This window comes from Carboxydocella sp. ULO1, from assembly GCF_002049255.1.
Classification (GTDB): domain Bacteria; phylum Bacillota.
Genome location: NZ_BDLQ01000081.1, coordinates 25,380 through 43,043, shown reverse-complemented (window position 1 = coordinate 43,043; position 17,664 = coordinate 25,380). Strand labels below are relative to the sequence as shown.

At 51.5% G+C, this 17,664-nt stretch carries 17 protein-coding genes; all 17 read right to left on the bottom strand.

The genetic code is table 11. The features are described from left to right. Position 1 precedes the first annotated feature (1 nt). The 17 genes from ULO1_RS10450 to atpG all read right to left on the bottom strand — a co-directional run bounded on the left by ULO1_RS10450 (position 2) and on the right by atpG (position 17,628). On the bottom strand, positions 2-1,255 hold the full coding sequence (locus ULO1_RS10450; protein ID WP_242947940.1) for a PfkB family carbohydrate kinase: 1,254 nt from the start codon (positions 1,253-1,255) through the stop codon (positions 2-4). Positions 1,256-1,270: 15 nt separating this feature from the next. Then, the gene (locus ULO1_RS10445) at positions 1,271-2,371 is read right to left on the bottom strand and encodes an ABC transporter ATP-binding protein (RefSeq protein WP_078665217.1); all 1,101 of its coding nucleotides are present in this window, start codon (positions 2,369-2,371) and stop codon (positions 1,271-1,273) included. 5 nt (positions 2,372-2,376) lie between these two features. After that, positions 2,377-4,083 (bottom strand): alpha-glucosidase, encoded by a 1,707-nt coding sequence (locus tag ULO1_RS10440; protein ID WP_079933536.1) that lies wholly within the window; start codon positions 4,081-4,083, stop codon positions 2,377-2,379. A gap of 16 nt (positions 4,084-4,099) precedes the next feature. Continuing rightward, positions 4,100-4,930 carry a carbohydrate ABC transporter permease gene (locus ULO1_RS10435; protein ID WP_200803472.1) on the bottom strand — a complete coding sequence of 277 codons (831 nt, stop codon included), beginning with the start codon at positions 4,928-4,930 and terminating at the stop codon, positions 4,100-4,102. A 13-nt stretch (positions 4,931-4,943) separates the two neighbouring features. Beyond that, positions 4,944-6,254 (bottom strand): carbohydrate ABC transporter permease, encoded by a 1,311-nt coding sequence (locus tag ULO1_RS10430; protein WP_079933535.1) that lies wholly within the window; start codon positions 6,252-6,254, stop codon positions 4,944-4,946. Positions 6,255-6,366: 112 nt separating this feature from the next. Then, positions 6,367-7,677, bottom strand: a complete 1,311-nt coding sequence (locus ULO1_RS10425; protein ID WP_079933534.1) for an ABC transporter substrate-binding protein — start codon at positions 7,675-7,677, stop codon at positions 6,367-6,369. Positions 7,678-7,787: 110 nt separating this feature from the next. Continuing rightward, complete coding sequence (locus ULO1_RS10420; protein ID WP_079933533.1) at positions 7,788-8,798, bottom strand: LacI family DNA-binding transcriptional regulator; 1,011 nt, start codon at positions 8,796-8,798, stop codon at positions 7,788-7,790. A gap of 47 nt (positions 8,799-8,845) precedes the next feature. Beyond that, positions 8,846-9,751: a SpoIID/LytB domain-containing protein gene (locus ULO1_RS10415; protein WP_079906796.1), complete on the bottom strand. Its 906-nt coding sequence runs from the start codon at positions 9,749-9,751 to the stop codon at positions 8,846-8,848. Positions 9,752-9,771: 20 nt separating this feature from the next. Continuing rightward, on the bottom strand, positions 9,772-11,031 hold the full coding sequence (gene murA, locus ULO1_RS10410) for a UDP-N-acetylglucosamine 1-carboxyvinyltransferase (protein WP_079906798.1): 1,260 nt from the start codon (positions 11,029-11,031) through the stop codon (positions 9,772-9,774). 36 nt (positions 11,032-11,067) lie between these two features. Next, positions 11,068-11,853 carry a YwmB family TATA-box binding protein gene (locus ULO1_RS10405; RefSeq protein WP_079933532.1) on the bottom strand — a complete coding sequence of 262 codons (786 nt, stop codon included), beginning with the start codon at positions 11,851-11,853 and terminating at the stop codon, positions 11,068-11,070. Positions 11,854-11,930: 77 nt separating this feature from the next. After that, on the bottom strand, positions 11,931-12,230 hold the full coding sequence (locus tag ULO1_RS10400) for a DUF1694 domain-containing protein (RefSeq protein ID WP_079933531.1): 300 nt from the start codon (positions 12,228-12,230) through the stop codon (positions 11,931-11,933). After that, positions 12,160-12,702 carry a MarR family winged helix-turn-helix transcriptional regulator gene (locus tag ULO1_RS10395; protein WP_079906802.1) on the bottom strand — a complete coding sequence of 181 codons (543 nt, stop codon included), beginning with the start codon at positions 12,700-12,702 and terminating at the stop codon, positions 12,160-12,162. Before ULO1_RS10395 ends, ULO1_RS10400 begins: the two co-directional genes overlap by 71 nt. Beyond that, positions 12,695-14,185: a DHA2 family efflux MFS transporter permease subunit gene (locus tag ULO1_RS10390; protein ID WP_079906803.1), complete on the bottom strand. Its 1,491-nt coding sequence runs from the start codon at positions 14,183-14,185 to the stop codon at positions 12,695-12,697. Before ULO1_RS10390 ends, ULO1_RS10395 begins: the two co-directional genes overlap by 8 nt. A gap of 3 nt (positions 14,186-14,188) precedes the next feature. Continuing rightward, positions 14,189-14,845 carry an HlyD family secretion protein gene (locus ULO1_RS10385; protein WP_079933530.1) on the bottom strand — a complete coding sequence of 219 codons (657 nt, stop codon included), beginning with the start codon at positions 14,843-14,845 and terminating at the stop codon, positions 14,189-14,191. Positions 14,846-14,925: 80 nt separating this feature from the next. Further along, a complete protein-coding gene (locus tag ULO1_RS10380) occupies positions 14,926-15,336 on the bottom strand; it encodes a F0F1 ATP synthase subunit epsilon (RefSeq protein ID WP_079906806.1) in 411 nt (136 codons plus the stop codon). Positions 15,337-15,350: 14 nt separating this feature from the next. Beyond that, complete coding sequence (gene atpD, locus ULO1_RS10375; protein WP_078666120.1) at positions 15,351-16,760, bottom strand: F0F1 ATP synthase subunit beta; 1,410 nt, start codon at positions 16,758-16,760, stop codon at positions 15,351-15,353. A 22-nt stretch (positions 16,761-16,782) separates the two neighbouring features. After that, positions 16,783-17,628 carry an ATP synthase F1 subunit gamma gene (gene atpG, locus ULO1_RS10370; RefSeq protein ID WP_078666121.1) on the bottom strand — a complete coding sequence of 282 codons (846 nt, stop codon included), beginning with the start codon at positions 17,626-17,628 and terminating at the stop codon, positions 16,783-16,785. Positions 17,629-17,664: the final 36 nt, after the last annotated feature.

Below are 17,664 nucleotides of genomic sequence, written 5' to 3'. Positions count from 1 at the left end.
CTCAACTTTCGCTCCCTGTCTTGCCTTGTAAGAAAGAAGTCAGTGTTTCCAGGGCTTCGGCTGCTTCCGGGCCGTCGGCATACAAAGTTACCTTTTCCCCTGGTCGCACCCCCAGCACCATCACCCCGAGAATACTTTTGGCATCCACCAGTTTATTCTGGTAGCCTATTTTCAATAACGCCTCATATTTTCCGGCTGTTTGGACAAATAGAGCAGCGCTTCTTCCCAGCAGCCCTTCCGGCAGTTCAACAGTCACCTGACGAATGTAGTCCGCACTGGTTACAGGAGCTGCTGCCAGTTCTGCCTCCACCTCCGCCCGGGTGGGTATAGCAGCAATTGCCCCCGGCCGGGTAGTGGTCAGCGCCCCTACCCGGTTGGCAAAGGTCAGGACCTCCTGCCACTCCCCTTCAGTTAGTCCGGACAGTTGACGTCCGGTTACCAGCATTTCCTCCAGCCGGGTGAGAAAAGCCGCCCAGAAGGCATCTCCAGCCCCGGTGGTATCAATGGCTGTCACCTCAAACCCATTCAGCTGCAGTACCTGCTCCCGGCTGCAGAGCAAGGCGCCTTTCGCTCCCAGGGTTACCACCACCAGACGGGGGCCAGCAGCCAGCAGCTGCTGGCAGGCCGCCTCCCGGTTCTCCCCCGCATGGCCAGCAAGAAACTCCAGTTCTTCTTCACTGACCTTGACCAGGTCAGCCAGTGGCAGGACTGCCAGGATCCGCTCCCGGGCCATTTCAGCTGAAGGCCAGAGGTTGAGGCGGAGATTAGGATCAAAAGCAACTAACGCCCCCAGCTCTTTAGCCCGTTTTACCGCTGCCAGAGTGGCAGAAGCAACCGGCTCGCTAATCAACGTGACAGAACCAAAGTGGACAATCCGGGCCCGGGCTAGCAGGTCCTGCCGGATTTCCTCGGGCCGAAGCAGCATATCGGCACTGGGACGGCGGTAAAAGAGGAAATCCCGCTCCCCGTCAGCCCGCAGAGAAACAAAGGCCAGGCCGGTGTTGGCCTCCTCGGAAAACAGCATTCCGCTGGTATCAACCCCCAATTCCGCCAGGGTTTTCTCCAGGAAGCGGCCGAATTCATCAGCTCCCACTTTGCCAATAAAGGCCGCTTTACCCCCCAGTTTGGCAATCCCGGCAGCTACATTAGCGGGAGCTCCTCCGGCTTTTTTACTGAAGGTTTCCACATCCCGCAGGGCCTGGCCTAACACTGTGGGCACAAAATCTATTAAAGCCTCGCCGATACAAACTATCATTAGCAGTCCCCCGCTTTACAAAATCGCTTCTTCGGTTTCTTTATCAAAGGCATGCATTTTGTTCATATCAATGGCCAGCCGTACTTTTTCCCCGGCCCGATACTGGGAACGGCCATCCAGGCGGGCGGTAAAGTTATGGGTGTCGGCAGAAAGATAGAGATAAGTTTCAGCCCCCATCAGTTCTACCACATCAATGACCGCTTCCACCTGGCTGTGAGGATATGCTTCCAGCACCACCGCCTCATCGTGAATGTCCTCGGGCCGGATCCCGAAAATTATCCGCTGATTAATATACTTCTGCAATTTTTCCCCTTTCCCCTGGGGCACTGCCAGCTCGAAATTACCGAAATTCAGGGAGACCGTCTCACCTTCCAGTTTAACGGTACATTCCAGGAAATTCATGGCCGGAGAACCGATAAACCCGGCAACAAATTTATTACAGGGATGGTGATAGAGATTTAAAGGTGTATCCACCTGCTGGATCACCCCATCCTTCATCACCACAATGCGGTCACCCATGGTCATCGCTTCCGTCTGGTCATGGGTAACATAAATGATAGTGGACTCCAGCCGCCGGTGCAGTTTGATGATTTCCGTCCGCATCTGCACCCGCAGTTTGGCATCCAGGTTGGAAAGGGGCTCATCCATCAGGAAGACTTTGGGTTCCCGCACAATAGCCCTCCCCATGGCTACCCGCTGCCTCTGACCCCCGGACAGGGCTTTGGGTTTCCGTTCCAGTAAATGTTCGATCTGCAAAATGCGTGCCGCTTCCCGCACCCGGCGGTCGATTTCCTCTTTGGGTACATTCCGCAATTTCAATCCAAAAGCCATGTTCTCATAAACATTCATATGGGGATAGAGGGCATAGTTTTGAAATACCATGGCCACATCCCGTTCTTTCGGTGGCAAATGATTGACCAGCCGGTCGTCAATATATAGATTGCCTTCGGAAATTTCTTCCAGACCGGCCACCATGCGCAGGGTAGTGGATTTACCACAACCGGAAGGACCGACAAACACCAGAAATTCCTTATCCTTGATTTCGAGATTGAAATCCTTAACAATGGTTTGCTGGCCATAGCGCTTGTAGATATGTTCAAATCGGACTTTGGCCATCGCCATTACCTCCTGTCTGTGCCATTACTGAACCGATAGACCCGGGCTTCATACGGACGGAGCCGGAATTCCCTGCTTTCCTCATCGTTTACCGGGTAGTTGACAATCAGCAATTGCCGCTGGCTAAACCGCTCCAGTTCTGCCGGCATGGTGAAAAGAGGGGTAGCCGCGGAGAAGTTCAGCACCACCAGCAGTTTTTCTTCTCCCATGGTTCTGGTATAAGCATAGATTTGTTCATCTTCAGGCAGCAGCAAGTCATAGGTACCATATACGAAAACCGGCATTTCCTTGCGCAGGCGAATCAAGCGCTTGTAATAGTGGAAAACGGAGTCGGGATCTTGCAGCGCCTGTTCCACATTGATTTCCCGGTAGTTGGGATTGACTTTGATCCAGGGTTGGCCGCTGGTAAAGCCGGCATTTGCACTGGCATCCCACTGCATGGGGGTGCGAGAATTATCCCGGCCTTTGGCATGAATCAAGGGCAGGATTTCCTCCGGCTTACTTCCTTTCGCCAGTTCCTCCCGATACATGTTCAGGGTTTCAATGTCCCGGTAGTCCTCAATTGAATCGAATTTGACATTGGTCATGCCGATTTCCTGACCCTGATAAATGTAAGGTGTACCCTGCAGAGTGAGCAGGAAAGTGGCCAGCATTTTGGCAGATGGCACCCGGTACTCCCCATCATCAGCGAAGCGGGAGACAGAACGGGGCTGGTCATGGTTTTCCAGATAGATACTGTTCCAGCCTTTGCCTTCCAGCTCTTTTTGCCAGGTGGTGATGATTTTTTTCAAGTCCGTTAATTTCCAGGGATAGAGCTCCCACTTCCCTTTAGTGCTATTGGGTGCCATATCCACATCCATGTGCTGGAACTGGAAAACCATGTTCAGGGTCCCCGTTTCCTCATGGGTGTATTTGATGGCATCTTCGGGAGTGACAAAGGGTGTTTCCCCCACGGTCATGATATCATAGTGGTCCAGCACTTCCCGTTTCATTTCCTGCAGGAACTCATGAATACGGGGCCCGTTAATGAAATACTCTGTTCCCCACTGGTAGGGGTCATCACTGCGTTTGGGTGCATCTGGCAAACCCGGAACCTTGGAGATGGCATTGATCACATCCATGCGGAACCCGTCAATCCCCTTGTCCAGCCACCATTTCATCATCTCATAGATTTCTGCCCGCAAACGGGGATTTTCCCAGTTTAAATCCGGCTGCTTTCTGGAGAAGAGGTGGAGATAATATTCCCCCGTTGTTTCATCATACTCCCAGGCCGAGCCGCTGAAAAAGGAACGCCAGTTGTTGGGTTCCCGGCCATCCTTGCCTGGCCGCCAGATGTAGTAATCCCGGTAGGGATTATCCCTGGACTTGCGGGATTCGATAAACCAGGGATGTTCATCCGAGGTGTGGTTGACCACCAGGTCCATGATCAGTTTCATCCCCCGCTTATGGACCTCGGCCAGCAGTTCCTCCCAGTCGGCCAGGGTGCCGAATTCCGTCATGATATCCCGATAATCACTGATATCATATCCATTATCATCATTGGGGGATTTATAAACCGGGCAGAGCCAGATTACATTCACCCCCAGCTCCTGCAGATAATCCAGTTTGGAGATAATTCCCCGCAAATCCCCGATGCCATCCCCATTGCTGTCCATAAAACTGCGGGGATAAATCTGATATACAACCGCTTCTTTCCACCAGGCTTTTTTCATCCGTCCTCTCCTCCCATCATTCTTTAACTGCTCCTGCGGTTAAGCCTGATACAATCCGTTTCTGGAAGATCAATACCATGATTACCAGCGGGACGGTAACCACAATGGAAGCTGCCGCAATCTCACCCCAGGGCATGGTATACTGCCCCTGGAACATGGCAATCCCTACCGGTACCGTTTTCATTGCCTCTTCAGTGTTGATAGTCAGGGCAAAGAGAAATTCATTCCAGGCTGCAATAAAGACCAGGATCGCTGTAGTAAAAATCCCGGGCAAGGCCAGCGGGAAAAAGACTCTGGTTAGAGTCTGCAAGATACTGGCTCCATCCACTTTGGCTGCCTCAGCCAGGTCGTAGGGAATTTTACGGAAGAAAGCAGTCAGGTTCCAGATAGCCAGCGGCAGAGCAAAAGTAGTATAGGGCAAAATCAGCCCCAGATAGCTATTGGTTAGTCCCACCGACTGTAAAAACAGAAAGATGGGAGAGATGGTAGCGATTTGAGGGAACATGGATACCGCCAGCACTATCCCCAGTACGATGGCTTTGCCGCTGAATTTTACCCAGGCAATAGCATAGGCAGCAATTGAGGCGATAACAATACTGACCAGAGTGGTAGTGGAAGCTACTACGAAACTGTTCCAGAGATATCTGCCAAAGGGTCGAGCACTGAAGACCCGGATATAGTTTTCAATGGTGGGATTCTCAATCAGTACATTAAAAGCCCTGTCTCCAAACAGTTCACCGGGCGGTTTGATGGAAGCGACTAACTGCCAGAAAAAGGGAAACATAATTACAAACAGGAAACCCACCAGAAATAGATAAAACAACGGCCCTGCCTTTTTCTGAATCATTTGCTGCCACCCCCTACCTGCCTCGATTATCGCCGATCAGGTCAGCGCCGAGAACTTTGATGAAAATCAAACTGATAATAGCTATACACAGGAAGACTATGACCGAGAGAGCAGAACCGGCCCCGAAATTCATCTGCGCAAACATGGTTTTGTAAGCATAGATGGAAATGGTTTCGGTAGAGTTAGCCGGGCCACCACCGGTTAGTACATAAATCAGGTCAAAGACCCGGAACGCATCCAGGGTCCGGAACAGGAGCGCTACCAGAATGGTGGATTTCAGCATAGGCAAAGTAATGTAGAAAAATTGCTGGGTTTTGCTGGCCCCCTCTACCTCCGCTGATTCATAGAGAGAGTCAGGAATGGTCTGCAAACCGGCAAATAAGAGTAACGCCATAAAGGGCGTAGTTTTCCACACATCAGCAAAGATAACCGAGAACATAGCCCCCCATTTGGTGGTTAACAACACACTCATATCATTAACCAGGCCAATGGTTTCAAAAAACCTGGCTACGATTCCGTTCTGTCCATCGTACATAAATTTCCACATTAAGGCCGAGATTACTGTGGGAATGGCCCAGGGAATCAGCACTGCTGCCCTGACCAGTCCGCGGCCTTTAAACTGTTTATTGATCAGCAGGGCAATCCACAGGCCCAGCACCAGTTCAATAAATACTGAAACAACCGTAAAGAAAAAGGTATTAAATAGAGCTGCCCAGAGCCGGGGCTCCTTGAAAAAGGTTTTGTAGTAGGTTAGACCGAGATAGTTTGGTTCAATCATAGCTGCCCGCAATCCCTGCAGTGGACCGAGGATTTCCTCGGGTTTTTCGATGGTTTTAGCTTTGCTTAAGGCATCAATTTTTTCCTGCATACTGGCCAGCTGGGTTTTAATCAAGATTGCTTGTTCTTTTTTTACTTCCAGATATTTTAACTGTTCAGGCACAGGCTGAAAATCATAGAGCAGTTTGTCAATCTCTTCATATCTTTTAGCAATTTCTGGATCCCGGTTCAATTCCTTTTGCAAATTTTCCGCTGCTGTTTTCAAATCCGTCAGGGCAGTTAGAGCCTCTCCGGCTGCCTCTGCGCTCTTTTTATTTAACACCCGGATTAGAGCCGGCATGGTTTCCACATATCTTTCCATATCCAGCCCGTAATTGAGATGTACAGCCGTCCGGGCCGGGTCATTGAGGCGAATATCAAACATACTCAGCCAGAAAGAACGCAGCACTGGCCAGATGGCAATAACCGTAATCATCAGGAGTGCAGGCAATACCATCAGATAACCTATCTGTTTTTCCGATAAGCCTTTGCCTTTACCCGGTTTCATCGCATTCACCAACTTCCTGTTTTTTACAACCTTTCAGGTGAGAAAAAAAACCATGAAAACCCGCTGTTGAGGGAGGAGGAAATCCCTCCCTCAACAGCGCTTTCATGGTATTTTATTTGCCAATGGCCTCTTTCATTTTCTTCTCCATGTTCTGAACTGCCTGCTCAGCAGTTTGCTGACCGGCCAGAGCCTTGGAGACTTCGATCTGGATGATTTCAGAAATCTTGGGATAGATGGGGGAACTAGGACGCGGCACAGCTGCACTTACACCATTAATGAAGTCTTTATTGGCGAAGAGCGGGCTGGCTTTTTGCACTTCCGGATCATCATAAACAGGCAACAGAGTAGGAGCAGAACCGCCATAGATAGCAGTGATCTTCTGGCCTTCCGGACCAGTCATGAACTTAACAAACTCCCAGGCTTCCTTGGGATGTTTGGTGTACTTGTTAATACCGGTCATCCAGCCACCCAGGGTAGCAGCAGAACCAGCATCCCCTGCCGGCAGCGGAGCGATAGCCACTTTGTCTACAACTTTGGACTGGGTTTTGTCCTGGGCCAGGGCATACATATAGGGCCAGTTGCGGATGAAAGGTGCCTGTCCTTCAATGAAGGCAGTGTGAGATTCCAGTTCGGTAAAGGTAGTGATATTCTTGGGCACAATGTCAGACTTGACGATTTCCATCATTTTCTTTAAGGCTTTGATGCTATTGGGGTTATTGATGACTACATTGCCATTTTCGTCCAGAATCTTACCACCATAAGCAGCATTGAACTCTACAAAATTACAGACCAGACCTTCATATTGCTTGGCTTGCATCAGGTAGCCAAACTGAGTTCCGCCTTTCCCTTTGTACTGACGAGCTTGAGCGATCAGCTCATCCCAGGTTTTGGGCGGCTGCTTCACGATATCTTTGCGGTAGTAGAGCAAACCGGTATCAATAAACTTGGGCATGGTCCACTGCTGACCATTGTAGTTACCGGCTTCGACAGCACCTTTGATGTACTTACTCATATCAATCTGATCTTTTTCAATAAACCGATCCAGGGGCAAGAGATAGCCAGCTTGAGCGAATTCAGCAGGCCAAATTACGTCCAGGTCAAAAACATCGATTTCAGAAGATTTGGCACTGAACATGGTTACATACTGGTCATGGCTTTGCCCGGTATCAGCCGGCATTTCCCGGAATTCCACATCAATGTTGGGGTATTTCTTTTCGAAAGCCTCGACAATTTTTTCGGTAGCACCGGTGACATCTTTACCCCGAGCGTAAATGAGTTTTACCTTTTCTGCCGGTTGTTCAGTAGCTTGCTTGTTCTCAGTTTTGGGCGTTTCCGCTGCTTGTTTGCCGGTGCCACAGGCGGTGAGGGAAAAAGCCATGACAGCGGCAAGGGCGATACTGGTTACCTTTCTCCACTTCGACATTTCTGCTCCTCCTCCATCTAAATTGATTTTTAAATGAAACTAAACATCACCTTTTTATTTGCCATCTCACCCCCTAATTAGGAAACCGTTTTCCTACACCTTAAAAAAATTTATATTCTACGGCAAGAATTACGTTCTATTATGTGATAGGGCAAGACTGTCTTTGTTTCACTTAATTTTTCTCCTTCAATTAGCTTTACCAGTTTTCTGGCGGCTACCGCCCCGATATCATATATAGGCTGCTTCACTGTGGTCAAAGCCGGTCGGAAAACAGGGGCAATAAAAATATCATCAAAACCCATCACCGAGATATCTTCCGGCACTCTTAGCCCATTATCCAGTAGCACTCCAATAGCGCCTATCGCCATTTCATCATTGGCTGCAAAAATGGCGGTTGGCAACTCCTCTCTGGCTACAGTCCGCAAAATTTCTTCCATTGCCTTTTTGCCGCTCTCCACCTTGAAGTTCCCCTGTTTGAGCAAGTTGAAGTCAATATTAAGTTTGTGTTCCAGCATTGCTTGCTGATAGCCCAAAAAACGATCCCGTCCGGCACTGTCATCCAGCGGGCCACTAATCATGCCGATTCGCTTATGTCCCAGGGAAATCAGATAGGAGGTAGCATCATAGGCAGCTCTCACATCATCGATTACTACACAGGGCACATCTTCCCGTTCGGTACAATTGCTGGTAACTACCATAGGAATAGAAGTGCTTGCAAAATATTCCTCGTGTTTTTCTGTAACCTGTGTACTCATTTTAATAATACCATCTACCTGTTTTTCCTTTAAAATATTGAGATATTGCAATTCTTTCTCAATCTGCCCGAAAGTGTTGAACAACAGGATATTGTAGCCATACATACTGGCAATTTCCTCAATCCCGGCGATAGCCACCGGGAAAAAGGGGTTAGCAATATCCGGGACCAAAACCCCGATCAGCCTGGTTTTTTTCAGAACCAGACTGCGGGCCAGGGAGTTGGGCTGAAAGTTCAATTTATTTACTGCCGCCAGAACCCGGGCCCGGATTTCCGAACTTACCGGTTTGCTGTTATTTAGTACCCGGGAAACGGTAGAAACCGATACTCCCGCCTCTCTGGCAACATCTTTGATCGTTACTGGCATTACCCTCCCCCTTTCTAATTTTATTATAGGAAAACGTTTTCAGAAAGTCAATACAATTTTTTTATTTCTGTCCCTTGGTAATAATGTTGCAATATCCGCTGATAATCCCAGCCCTGCTGGCCCCAGAGATTGGCCCCCCGCTGGCATAGCCCCAGCCCATGGCCATAACCGCTGATTTCCAGCAAACTTACCCCGGCCCTTACCTCCAGCACCCGGAAGCGGGCTGATGGCAGCTGAAAGCGATTACGGATCTCCCTTCCTGCTACCGAACGGTCATTAACCTGAGCCTGCAGCACTGTGCCATGCTGACTGGTACTGAGGACACTGATGGCTGCCGGTACACGCTGACGCTGAGGCGGAAAATCCTGAGCCTCAGTTTTCGGACAGGCTGCTCCTGCCAGGTAGGGAATATCCTGCCCCCGGACTTCAAGCGCTGATTCCGTGCCCAGCCCGCCACAGGATGCATGAAAAAGAGCCTGAATGGGTTTTCCCTGATAGAGAAGTATTTGTCCGGCAGTAGCGCTGACTGCTTCCCGGATTTTCTGATAATAGCGTCCTGCCTGGCTGCGGGGCCATTTGGCCAGTATTTCCTTTTCCTCCAGCCAGGCCATGGTGTGGGTCGGGTCATCACAGAGGACGGCCCCGCCATGGTCATGGGCAAAATCCCCCAGTTCCCCGGCCCGCTGCAGCCTTTCCCAGGCGTAAGTCCGGGCCGCTACCGCCTGGGCTTTTAGAGCCTCCGGGTGAAAAGCCGCCGGCATTTCTGCCCCTACCACACCCACTACATATTCCTCCAGGCTCAGAGTCAACACCTTTTGTTCTCGGTGACTGTAGATTTTGATTTCAGGTCCAGGCAAACCAGGTTCCTGCCTGTACAGCATCCAGCCGATGATAATCGGCAGTAAAAACAGGATAGTGGTCAGTAACAATAAAAAAAGACCGCCTTTGCGCATGTCTTCCCCTCCCGGGAAAATTATATGCGCAGGCGGTTGATTTTAGCTCCCAGTCTTTGTAACTTTTCCGCAAATCGTTCATAACCCCGGTCAATATGATGTAAATGGATGACTTCCGTTTCCCCCCGGGCCGCCAGCCCGGCCAGGACCAGGGCCGCCCCCGCTCGCAGGTCAGTAGCCTTAACCTGGGTACCCAGCAGCTGTCCCACCCCGCGAACCACTGCGGTTCGACCCTCGATTTTAATATCCGCTCCCATGCGGCGCAGTTCATCAACATGCATAAAGCGATTTTCAAAAACGGTTTCGGTAATCACACTGGTACCCTCAGCCAGAGTCAGCATGGCCATCATCTGGGCCTGCATATCGGTGGGAAACCCGGGATAGGGCAAAGTCTTGATGTCAGTGGCCTTAATGCGGGTCGGGGCTTTTAGCTGCAGCCCCTGGGCCGTCTCCGTGATTTCCGCCCCTGCTTCCTGCAGTTTGGCAATCACCGGCTTGATGTGTTCCACAATCACATTTTCCACTGTTATTTCCCCGCCAGTAATCGCTCCTGCCACCAGAAAGGTGCCGGCTTCAATGCGGTCAGGGATGACAGTATGCCTGGCTCCCTGCAGTTTACTTACACCCTCGATCTTGATCACCGCTGTGCCAGCCCCGCTGATTCTGGCCCCCATGGCATTGAGAAAGAGGGCCAGGTCCACGATTTCAGGTTCTTCCGCAGCGTTTTCAATAATTGTTGTCCCTTCCGCCAGGGTAGCTGCCAGCATGATATTCTCCGTTGCCCCTACACTGGGAAAATCCAGGTAGACGGTATTCCCTTTGAGGCGCTGGCATCTTACTTCCACTTGACCTGGCCCCCAGCTCACTTCTGCCCCCAGTGCCTGAAACCCCTTTAAATGCAAGTCTATGGGGCGACTCCCAATAGCACATCCCCCCGGCAGGGTAAGCCGGGCATAACCCAATCGGGCCAGGAGCGGCCCCATCACCAGAATAGAGGCGCGCATTTGCCGTACATATTCATAAGGTGCTTCTCCCGTTTCCAGCCTCGGCGTCTTGACCACCAGGGTATGAGAATGTCCAACCCAGGCCACTTCCGTCCCCAGCCGGCTTAATACCATCAGCATGGTGCGGACATCAGCCAGCCGGGGAACATCCTCCAGCTGGCAGACCTGGTCAGTCAAGAGACAAGCGGCCAGGATGGGCAGGACAGCATTTTTGGCGCCTCCTACCCGAACCCGGCCGGATAATGGGGTACCACCGGTTATTACCAGTCGTTCCACCGGCGCCCCTCCTTCCTCTGCTCCTGTATTAATTCATTAATATTCAGTAGTAATCAAAGGTGTGCCAATCACCAGGTAGCTGCGTTGTTCTCCTGGAACAGTCCGAACCGCCACATTCAGATTAACCACCCGGTTGCCCAGGCGCAGGTTATCCTTGAGTTCATCACTATAACCGGTCCAGCTGACCACTGCCCCTTCTTCATACCCTTCGATTTTTTTACCATCCAGTTCCTTAAAGATAGAGGCAACGATTTCCCGCCCCTGCTGCTGGTCTACTAGCTGGGGCAACCAGCCGGCCACTACCTCGGACACTTTGGCACTACTTGCGATTCTCTTGAAAGCAGCATCCACTGTGAGCCGATCCTGACTTAGTTTATCCAGGTCCCCGAGTTCTTTAATAGTAATAACTGCATAAGTTTCTGCTTCCTGACCGGTTTCCTCCTGGCCTATCCTGGTTTTAACCCCGGCCATGGACTGGATCCAGATTTCCAGTTCCGTTTTTTCCCCCAGCTTGCCAGCCAGGCGCAAACTGCGAAAACCGGTGTCCTCCTGTTTGTCCAGACGCAGGTTCCCTTCCCGATAGGGAAATACCCTTGCTGCCTGCCAGGCCAGTTCCTCCATTTCCGCAAAGGTCATAAATTTCCGGTTCACCCTGGCCCAGCCATTAATGGTGTAGTCCTCAAAGCGCGCCTTGCTCTCCCGAAAAGCCAGAATCAGTTTGTTCTCCCCGCTCAACCCCTGTCCCAGGGTAGGCAGGACTGGGTGTTTTACCAGCCAGACCGCTGCCAATAATAGACCCAGCAGCACCAGAAATCTGCGCATTTGCCTTCCTCCTTCTCCTCAGGAATCCTATTCGTTACTGATAGTGTTCCCGCTAAAAGGAGGATTTAAACATCAATTTAATCCCGGGCCACAACTAAACCCGTATCAGGGTGAAAGCCAGGGTCTTCCACCACTACCGGTTCCACCCCTGCCTGCTCTGCCAGCTCCCAGTACTTATATCCTTCCTCCAGCAGCCGGGCCCGCAATAGCATTCTTTTAGCTTCGGGCTGTTGTAGAGCCGCTTTAACGCGGGGGTCAATGCCTTTCGCTTTTACTTCATCATCGGTCAGACGAACCAGTACCTGGTCAGGAAACTCCCCCAGATTGAAGGCCAGCTGGGCCAGTTCCTGTTGCGCCTGTTTGTCCTCTGTTATCATGAACTTTCACCTCGCCCTTAGTATGAGAAGGGGAGGCAGAAATTAATCCCTGCAGCTTGCGCAGAGCCCGTAAAATTTCTTCCACTTCGGCAGGTGTCAGCTGACTGAGCAAGGCAGACCAGTAGTCGGTTTTGATGGCCTGGATAGTCTCCCCCAGAGCCATGGTTTTTTCCGCCAGGCTGATCCTGACGGTGCGCCGGTCCTGCTCCCCTCTGCGCTTGACAACCAGTTCCTGTTTTTCCAGGCGATCTACCAGATCGGAAACAGTGCTTTTAGCCAATCCCAGCTGCTGGCATAATTCCGAAAGGGTCTGTTCCGGCTGCTGGTAGAGGACCCGCAACAATAGTAACTGAGGAACAGTCAAACCCAGGTCTTTAATATGGTTGGAGACAAATTTGCGAAAATGCCCGATAATGCTTTTCAGGAGCAAGTTAATTTCCTCTGCCTGTACTGTTCGCTTTTCTTTACTCACTGATTATCACCTGTTCCTTGCCGGCAGGGGTTTGCCCCTTTTTCAGCCAGAAGGCAAAAAACAGGGCAACACAGCTGATAACAGCCGTCAGTGCCAGTGTATCATTGATAGCTGTAATCAAGGCTTCCTTCTGTACCGAGCCGTAGAGCCAGTATAGATACAGTTCCTGGCCATTAAATTCCGTCACCCGGGCAGCCAGTTCACTGTAATGCAGAGCCTGTCTTCTCTGCATAAATGTGGTGAGAATAGTGATTCCCAGTGAGCCTGCCACCTGGCGCACCACGTTGGAGAGAGCGGAAGCCCGGGCCACCAGCGGCAAAGGTACCGCGTTCATGCCCGCCGTAGAAGCCGGCATCATGGCCAGACCCAGTCCCAGGCCCCGCAGGACCAGCAACCAGGTAATGGTGGTTTGCGGTGTCTCCATCGATAAGTGGGCCAGTTCATAGGTTGCCAGAGCCAGGATGGCCAGGCCTGGTATCACTACTGGTTTTGGTCCAAGGCGGTCCAGGAGTTTACCGCCAATGGGCATCATCAGCCCGGTAGCCACTGCCGACGGAAACATGATAATCCCGGTCTGCATTGCCGTATATCCCCGCAAATTTTGCAAAAATAGTGGCAGTAGAAAAATCCCGCCAAACAAAGCGATATTAGTGATGCTTGCTATCACAATACTCAAGGTAAAAGGCCCTATTTTTAATACCCGCAAGTCCAGCAAAGGGTCACTGTGGGTTAATTCATTAACCGTAAAGAGCAGGAGGAAAAATCCGCCGAAAATCAGTAAAAAAATGTTTTTAATATCATTCCAGTCAATAGAAGCCCCCTCACCCAGAACATAGAGAATAGACACCAAACCCACAGAAGCAAAGAGTACGCCCAGGTAATCAAACTTGCCCACCGGGCGGCGCGGTATCTCCGGTAAGAGGATAAACGAAAAAATCACGGCCACAATCCCGACGGGGATATTGATGGTGAAAATCAGGCGCCAGTCCAGATGCTCGACAATATAGCCGCTCAACGTTGGGCCAATAGCCGGTGCCGCCATGGCGGCAATTCCCCAGATCCCCAGCGCCAACCCCCGCTCCTGCTGGGGAATAACCTGATAGAGGATGCTCATACTGACAGGCATGATCATGCCTCCACCCAGTGCCTGAATAACCCGGGCCACTACCATCGAGGGGTTGCTCCAGGCCAGGCCACAAAAAGCTGAACCTAGAGTAAAGGCTATTAGGGCCCAAATATATACTTTTTTGCTGCCAAACCTGTCGCTTAAATATCCGGTCAGGGGAATAATGGCCCCCATGGTCAGCATATAAGCCGTAAGTACCCACTGAATTTGCTCTGTCCCTACGCCAAACACGGCCATCATCTTGGGAATGGCTATATTGACAATGCTGGTATCCAGGATAGCCATAAATGTTCCCAGCACCAGCACCGCCAGAACCAGCCACTTTCTGCTGTTATCAATCCTTCTTCCTGTCACCATTCATCACCTGACCCTGATTTTAACCACAGCACTGGTGCCAGGTATCAATTGTAAATTCTCCAGGTCAGTGAGCTGAATTTTTACCGGCACTTTCTGGGTAACTTTGGTAAAATTGCTGCTGGTCGTCTGGGGTAAAACCGAAAAGGTAGCAGTAGTAGCCTGTCCGATTTCCTGCACCCGTCCGTTGAAAGTCCGCCCGGGGTAAAGGTCGAGAGTAACTTCCACCAGTTGTCCAGGTTTAATCCTGCTTATCTTCGTCTCCTCTATATTAGCCGACACATAGAGTTTATGGGGGTCAACCAGCCAGAAGACAGCCTGTCCTGGTGTTGCCACTTCTCCCTCTGTTCCCTGCTTCCTGATAATAATGCCATCCACCGGTGCGCGCAGCAATGTCTGTTCCGCACTGCTGTCCGGGAGGTTATTCAGTTCCTGCCGGGCCAGCACTTCTCCTTTTACCACTTTCTGGCCCTCGGCAGCCCTAACTTCCGCCAGTTTGGCCACAAGCAGCGGGTATACCTTAACTATGTCTCCGGCTATGCGGGCATCTTCCGTACTGACAAAGTAGGTATTTTCATACCAGTAATAACCGCTGACCCCGGCCAGGACTACAACCATCATCAGAAAAATACTCACCAGCAGTGTTTTTCTATTGGCAGCCATATTCCCACCCCTTAAAATTAGTTCTGACCCGAACTATTTTCCGAAAACAAACCGGCACATACTGTGCCGGTTGTCGATACCTATTCTATTTTACCTGCAACTTTGAGGCGGTTGAGGGCTCGCTTCAAGGCAACCTCAGCCCGCACCATGTCAATGTCAGCTGAGCGTTCAGCCAGACGGCGTTCGGCCCGCTCTTTAGCTGCCAGCGCCCGCTGCACATCGATTTCTTCCGGACGTTCTGCTGCTTCAGCCAGCACCACCGCCCGGTTATCTTTTACCTCCAGGAAGCCGCCACTGATGGCCAGTTTCTGCTCCTGACCACCAGCGGTGTACTTGAGGACACCGATCTGCAAGCTGGTGATCAGGGGAGCGTGGTTGGCCAGAATGCCCAGGTAACCCTCGGCCGCCGGCGCTACCACCATCTCCACTTCCTCGGAAACCACCTTGCGGTCAGGAGTAACCACTTCCAGTTTAATGGTATTCTCGGCCATTTTCCGTCACATCCTTACAGGGTTTTGGCCTTTTCCACGGCTTCTTCAATGGTCCCGACCATATAGAAGGCTGCTTCCGGCAGGTCATCGTGTTTACCTTCAATGATTTCCTTGAAGCCACGGATGGTTTCTTTCAAAGGCACATATTTACCAGGAGTACCGGTGAAGGCTTCAGCCACGAAGAAGGGCTGGGACAGGAAACGTTGAATCTTCCGGGCCCGGGCTACGGTCAGCTTGTCTTCTTCGGACAGTTCGTCCATACCCAGAATAGCGATGATGTCCTGCAGTTCCTTATAACGCTGCAGCACTTTCTGCACACCCCGGGCTACCTGATAATGCTCCTGACCTACGATATTGGGGTCCAGAATCCGGGACGTGGAATCCAGCGGGTCCACAGCCGGATAAATCCCCAGCTCGGCAATGGAACGGGACAAAACGGTGGTCGCGTCCAGGTGAGCGAAGGTTGTGGCCGGAGCAGGGTCAGTCAGGTCGTCCGCCGGCACGTAGATAGCCTGGACGGAGGTGATAGACCCTTTAGTGGTAGAGGTAATCCGTTCCTGCAGAGCACCCATTTCGGTAGCCAGAGTGGGCTGGTAACCCACGGCAGACGGCATCCGGCCTAAGAGAGCGGACACCTCGGAACCGGCCTGGGTGAAACGGAAGATGTTATCGATAAACAGCAACACGTCCTTGCCTTCTTCGTCCCGGAAATATTCAGCCATGGTCAAACCGGTCAGACCTACCCGCAGACGGGCGCCCGGCGGCTCGTTCATCTGACCGAACACCATCACCGTCTTGTCGATAACGCCGGATTCCATCATTTCATGGTAGAGGTCGTTCCCTTCCCGGGTCCGCTCACCTACACCGGCGAAAACGGAGATACCACCGTGTTGCTTGGCGATGTTGTTAATCAATTCCATGATCAAAACGGTCTTACCAACACCGGCACCGCCAAAGAGACCGATCTTACCACCCTTCAGATAGGGGGCCAGCAGGTCAACGACCTTGATCCCGGTCTCCAGCACTTCCGCCTTGGTGGACTGCTGGGTAAAGGTCGGAGCCGGACGGTGAATGGGATAGTATTTATCAGATTTAACGGGCTCCTTGCCGTCAACCACCTTACCCAGAACATTGAAGAGCCGGCCCTGGGTAACAGGACCTACCGGCACACTGATAGGAGCGCCGGTATCGATGGCCTTCATGCCCCGAACCAGACCGTCGGTGGAAGACATGGCAACACAGCGAGCCACATTGTTCCCCAGGTGCTGGGCAACTTCCAGGGTCAAATCAATATCATAAGCAGTGGGCTTATCCTGGTCGGCACTGCGAATGATAACAGCATTATAAATAGCAGGCAACTTGCCAGGCTCGAATTCCACGTCAACGACGGGACCGATAACCTGCTTGACTTTACCGACGTTCATTCAGCCATTTCCCTCCTTGCGTTTATTCCAGAGCGGCAGCGCCACCCACGATTTCGGAAATCTCCTTGGTAATGGCAGCCTGCCGGGCCCGGTTGTAGTTCAAGGTTAACTTGGCGATCATTTCCTTGGCGTTGTCGGTTGCTGAACCCATAGCAGTCATCCGGGCACCATGTTCTGAAGCCTTGGCCTCCAGCATGGCCCTGAACATGGTGGTATTGAGATACTTGGGCAACAAGGCCGACAGCACGGTTTCCGCATTGGGCTCGTAAATATAGTCGACTTTGGCTCCTTCTTCCGCCGGGGCCTCCACAGGCAAGAGCTTGATGGTTTTCGGTCTCTGGGTCAGAGCGGAGAAAAACTCAGTATAGACGACATAAACTTCATCAAATTCTCCTTTAAGATATAAGTCCACAATGGTCTCCGCAATCAGCTTGGCATCCTGATAGCGAGCCTCTTCCCCCAGACCGGTAAACTCTGCAATGATGGGCACACCAATACGGCGGAAAAAGTCGCGGCCCTTGCGGCCTACGCAAATCAGACTGACATCATTGAAAGCACTGATTTCACTCCGCACTTTCCGGATGATATTGGCATTATATCCACCACACAGACCGCGGTCAGCGGTAACCACCACAAAAGCCACTTTCTTTACTTCCCGTTTTACCATCAGGGGATGGGTGGAGTCCAGAGCCGCGCCGGCCAACCGGCTCAAGGTGCCAGCCAGTTCCCTGGCATAAGGCCGGGCCTGAAACACTTTATCCTGGGCCTTGCGCAGCTTGGCTGCCGCCACCATCTTCATGGCCTTGGTGATCTGTTCTGTGTTCTTGATACTCTTGATGCGTCGTTTAATATCCCGCATGCTGGGCATTCCTGCTGTTCACCACCTTTTTCGTCCCATTCAGAC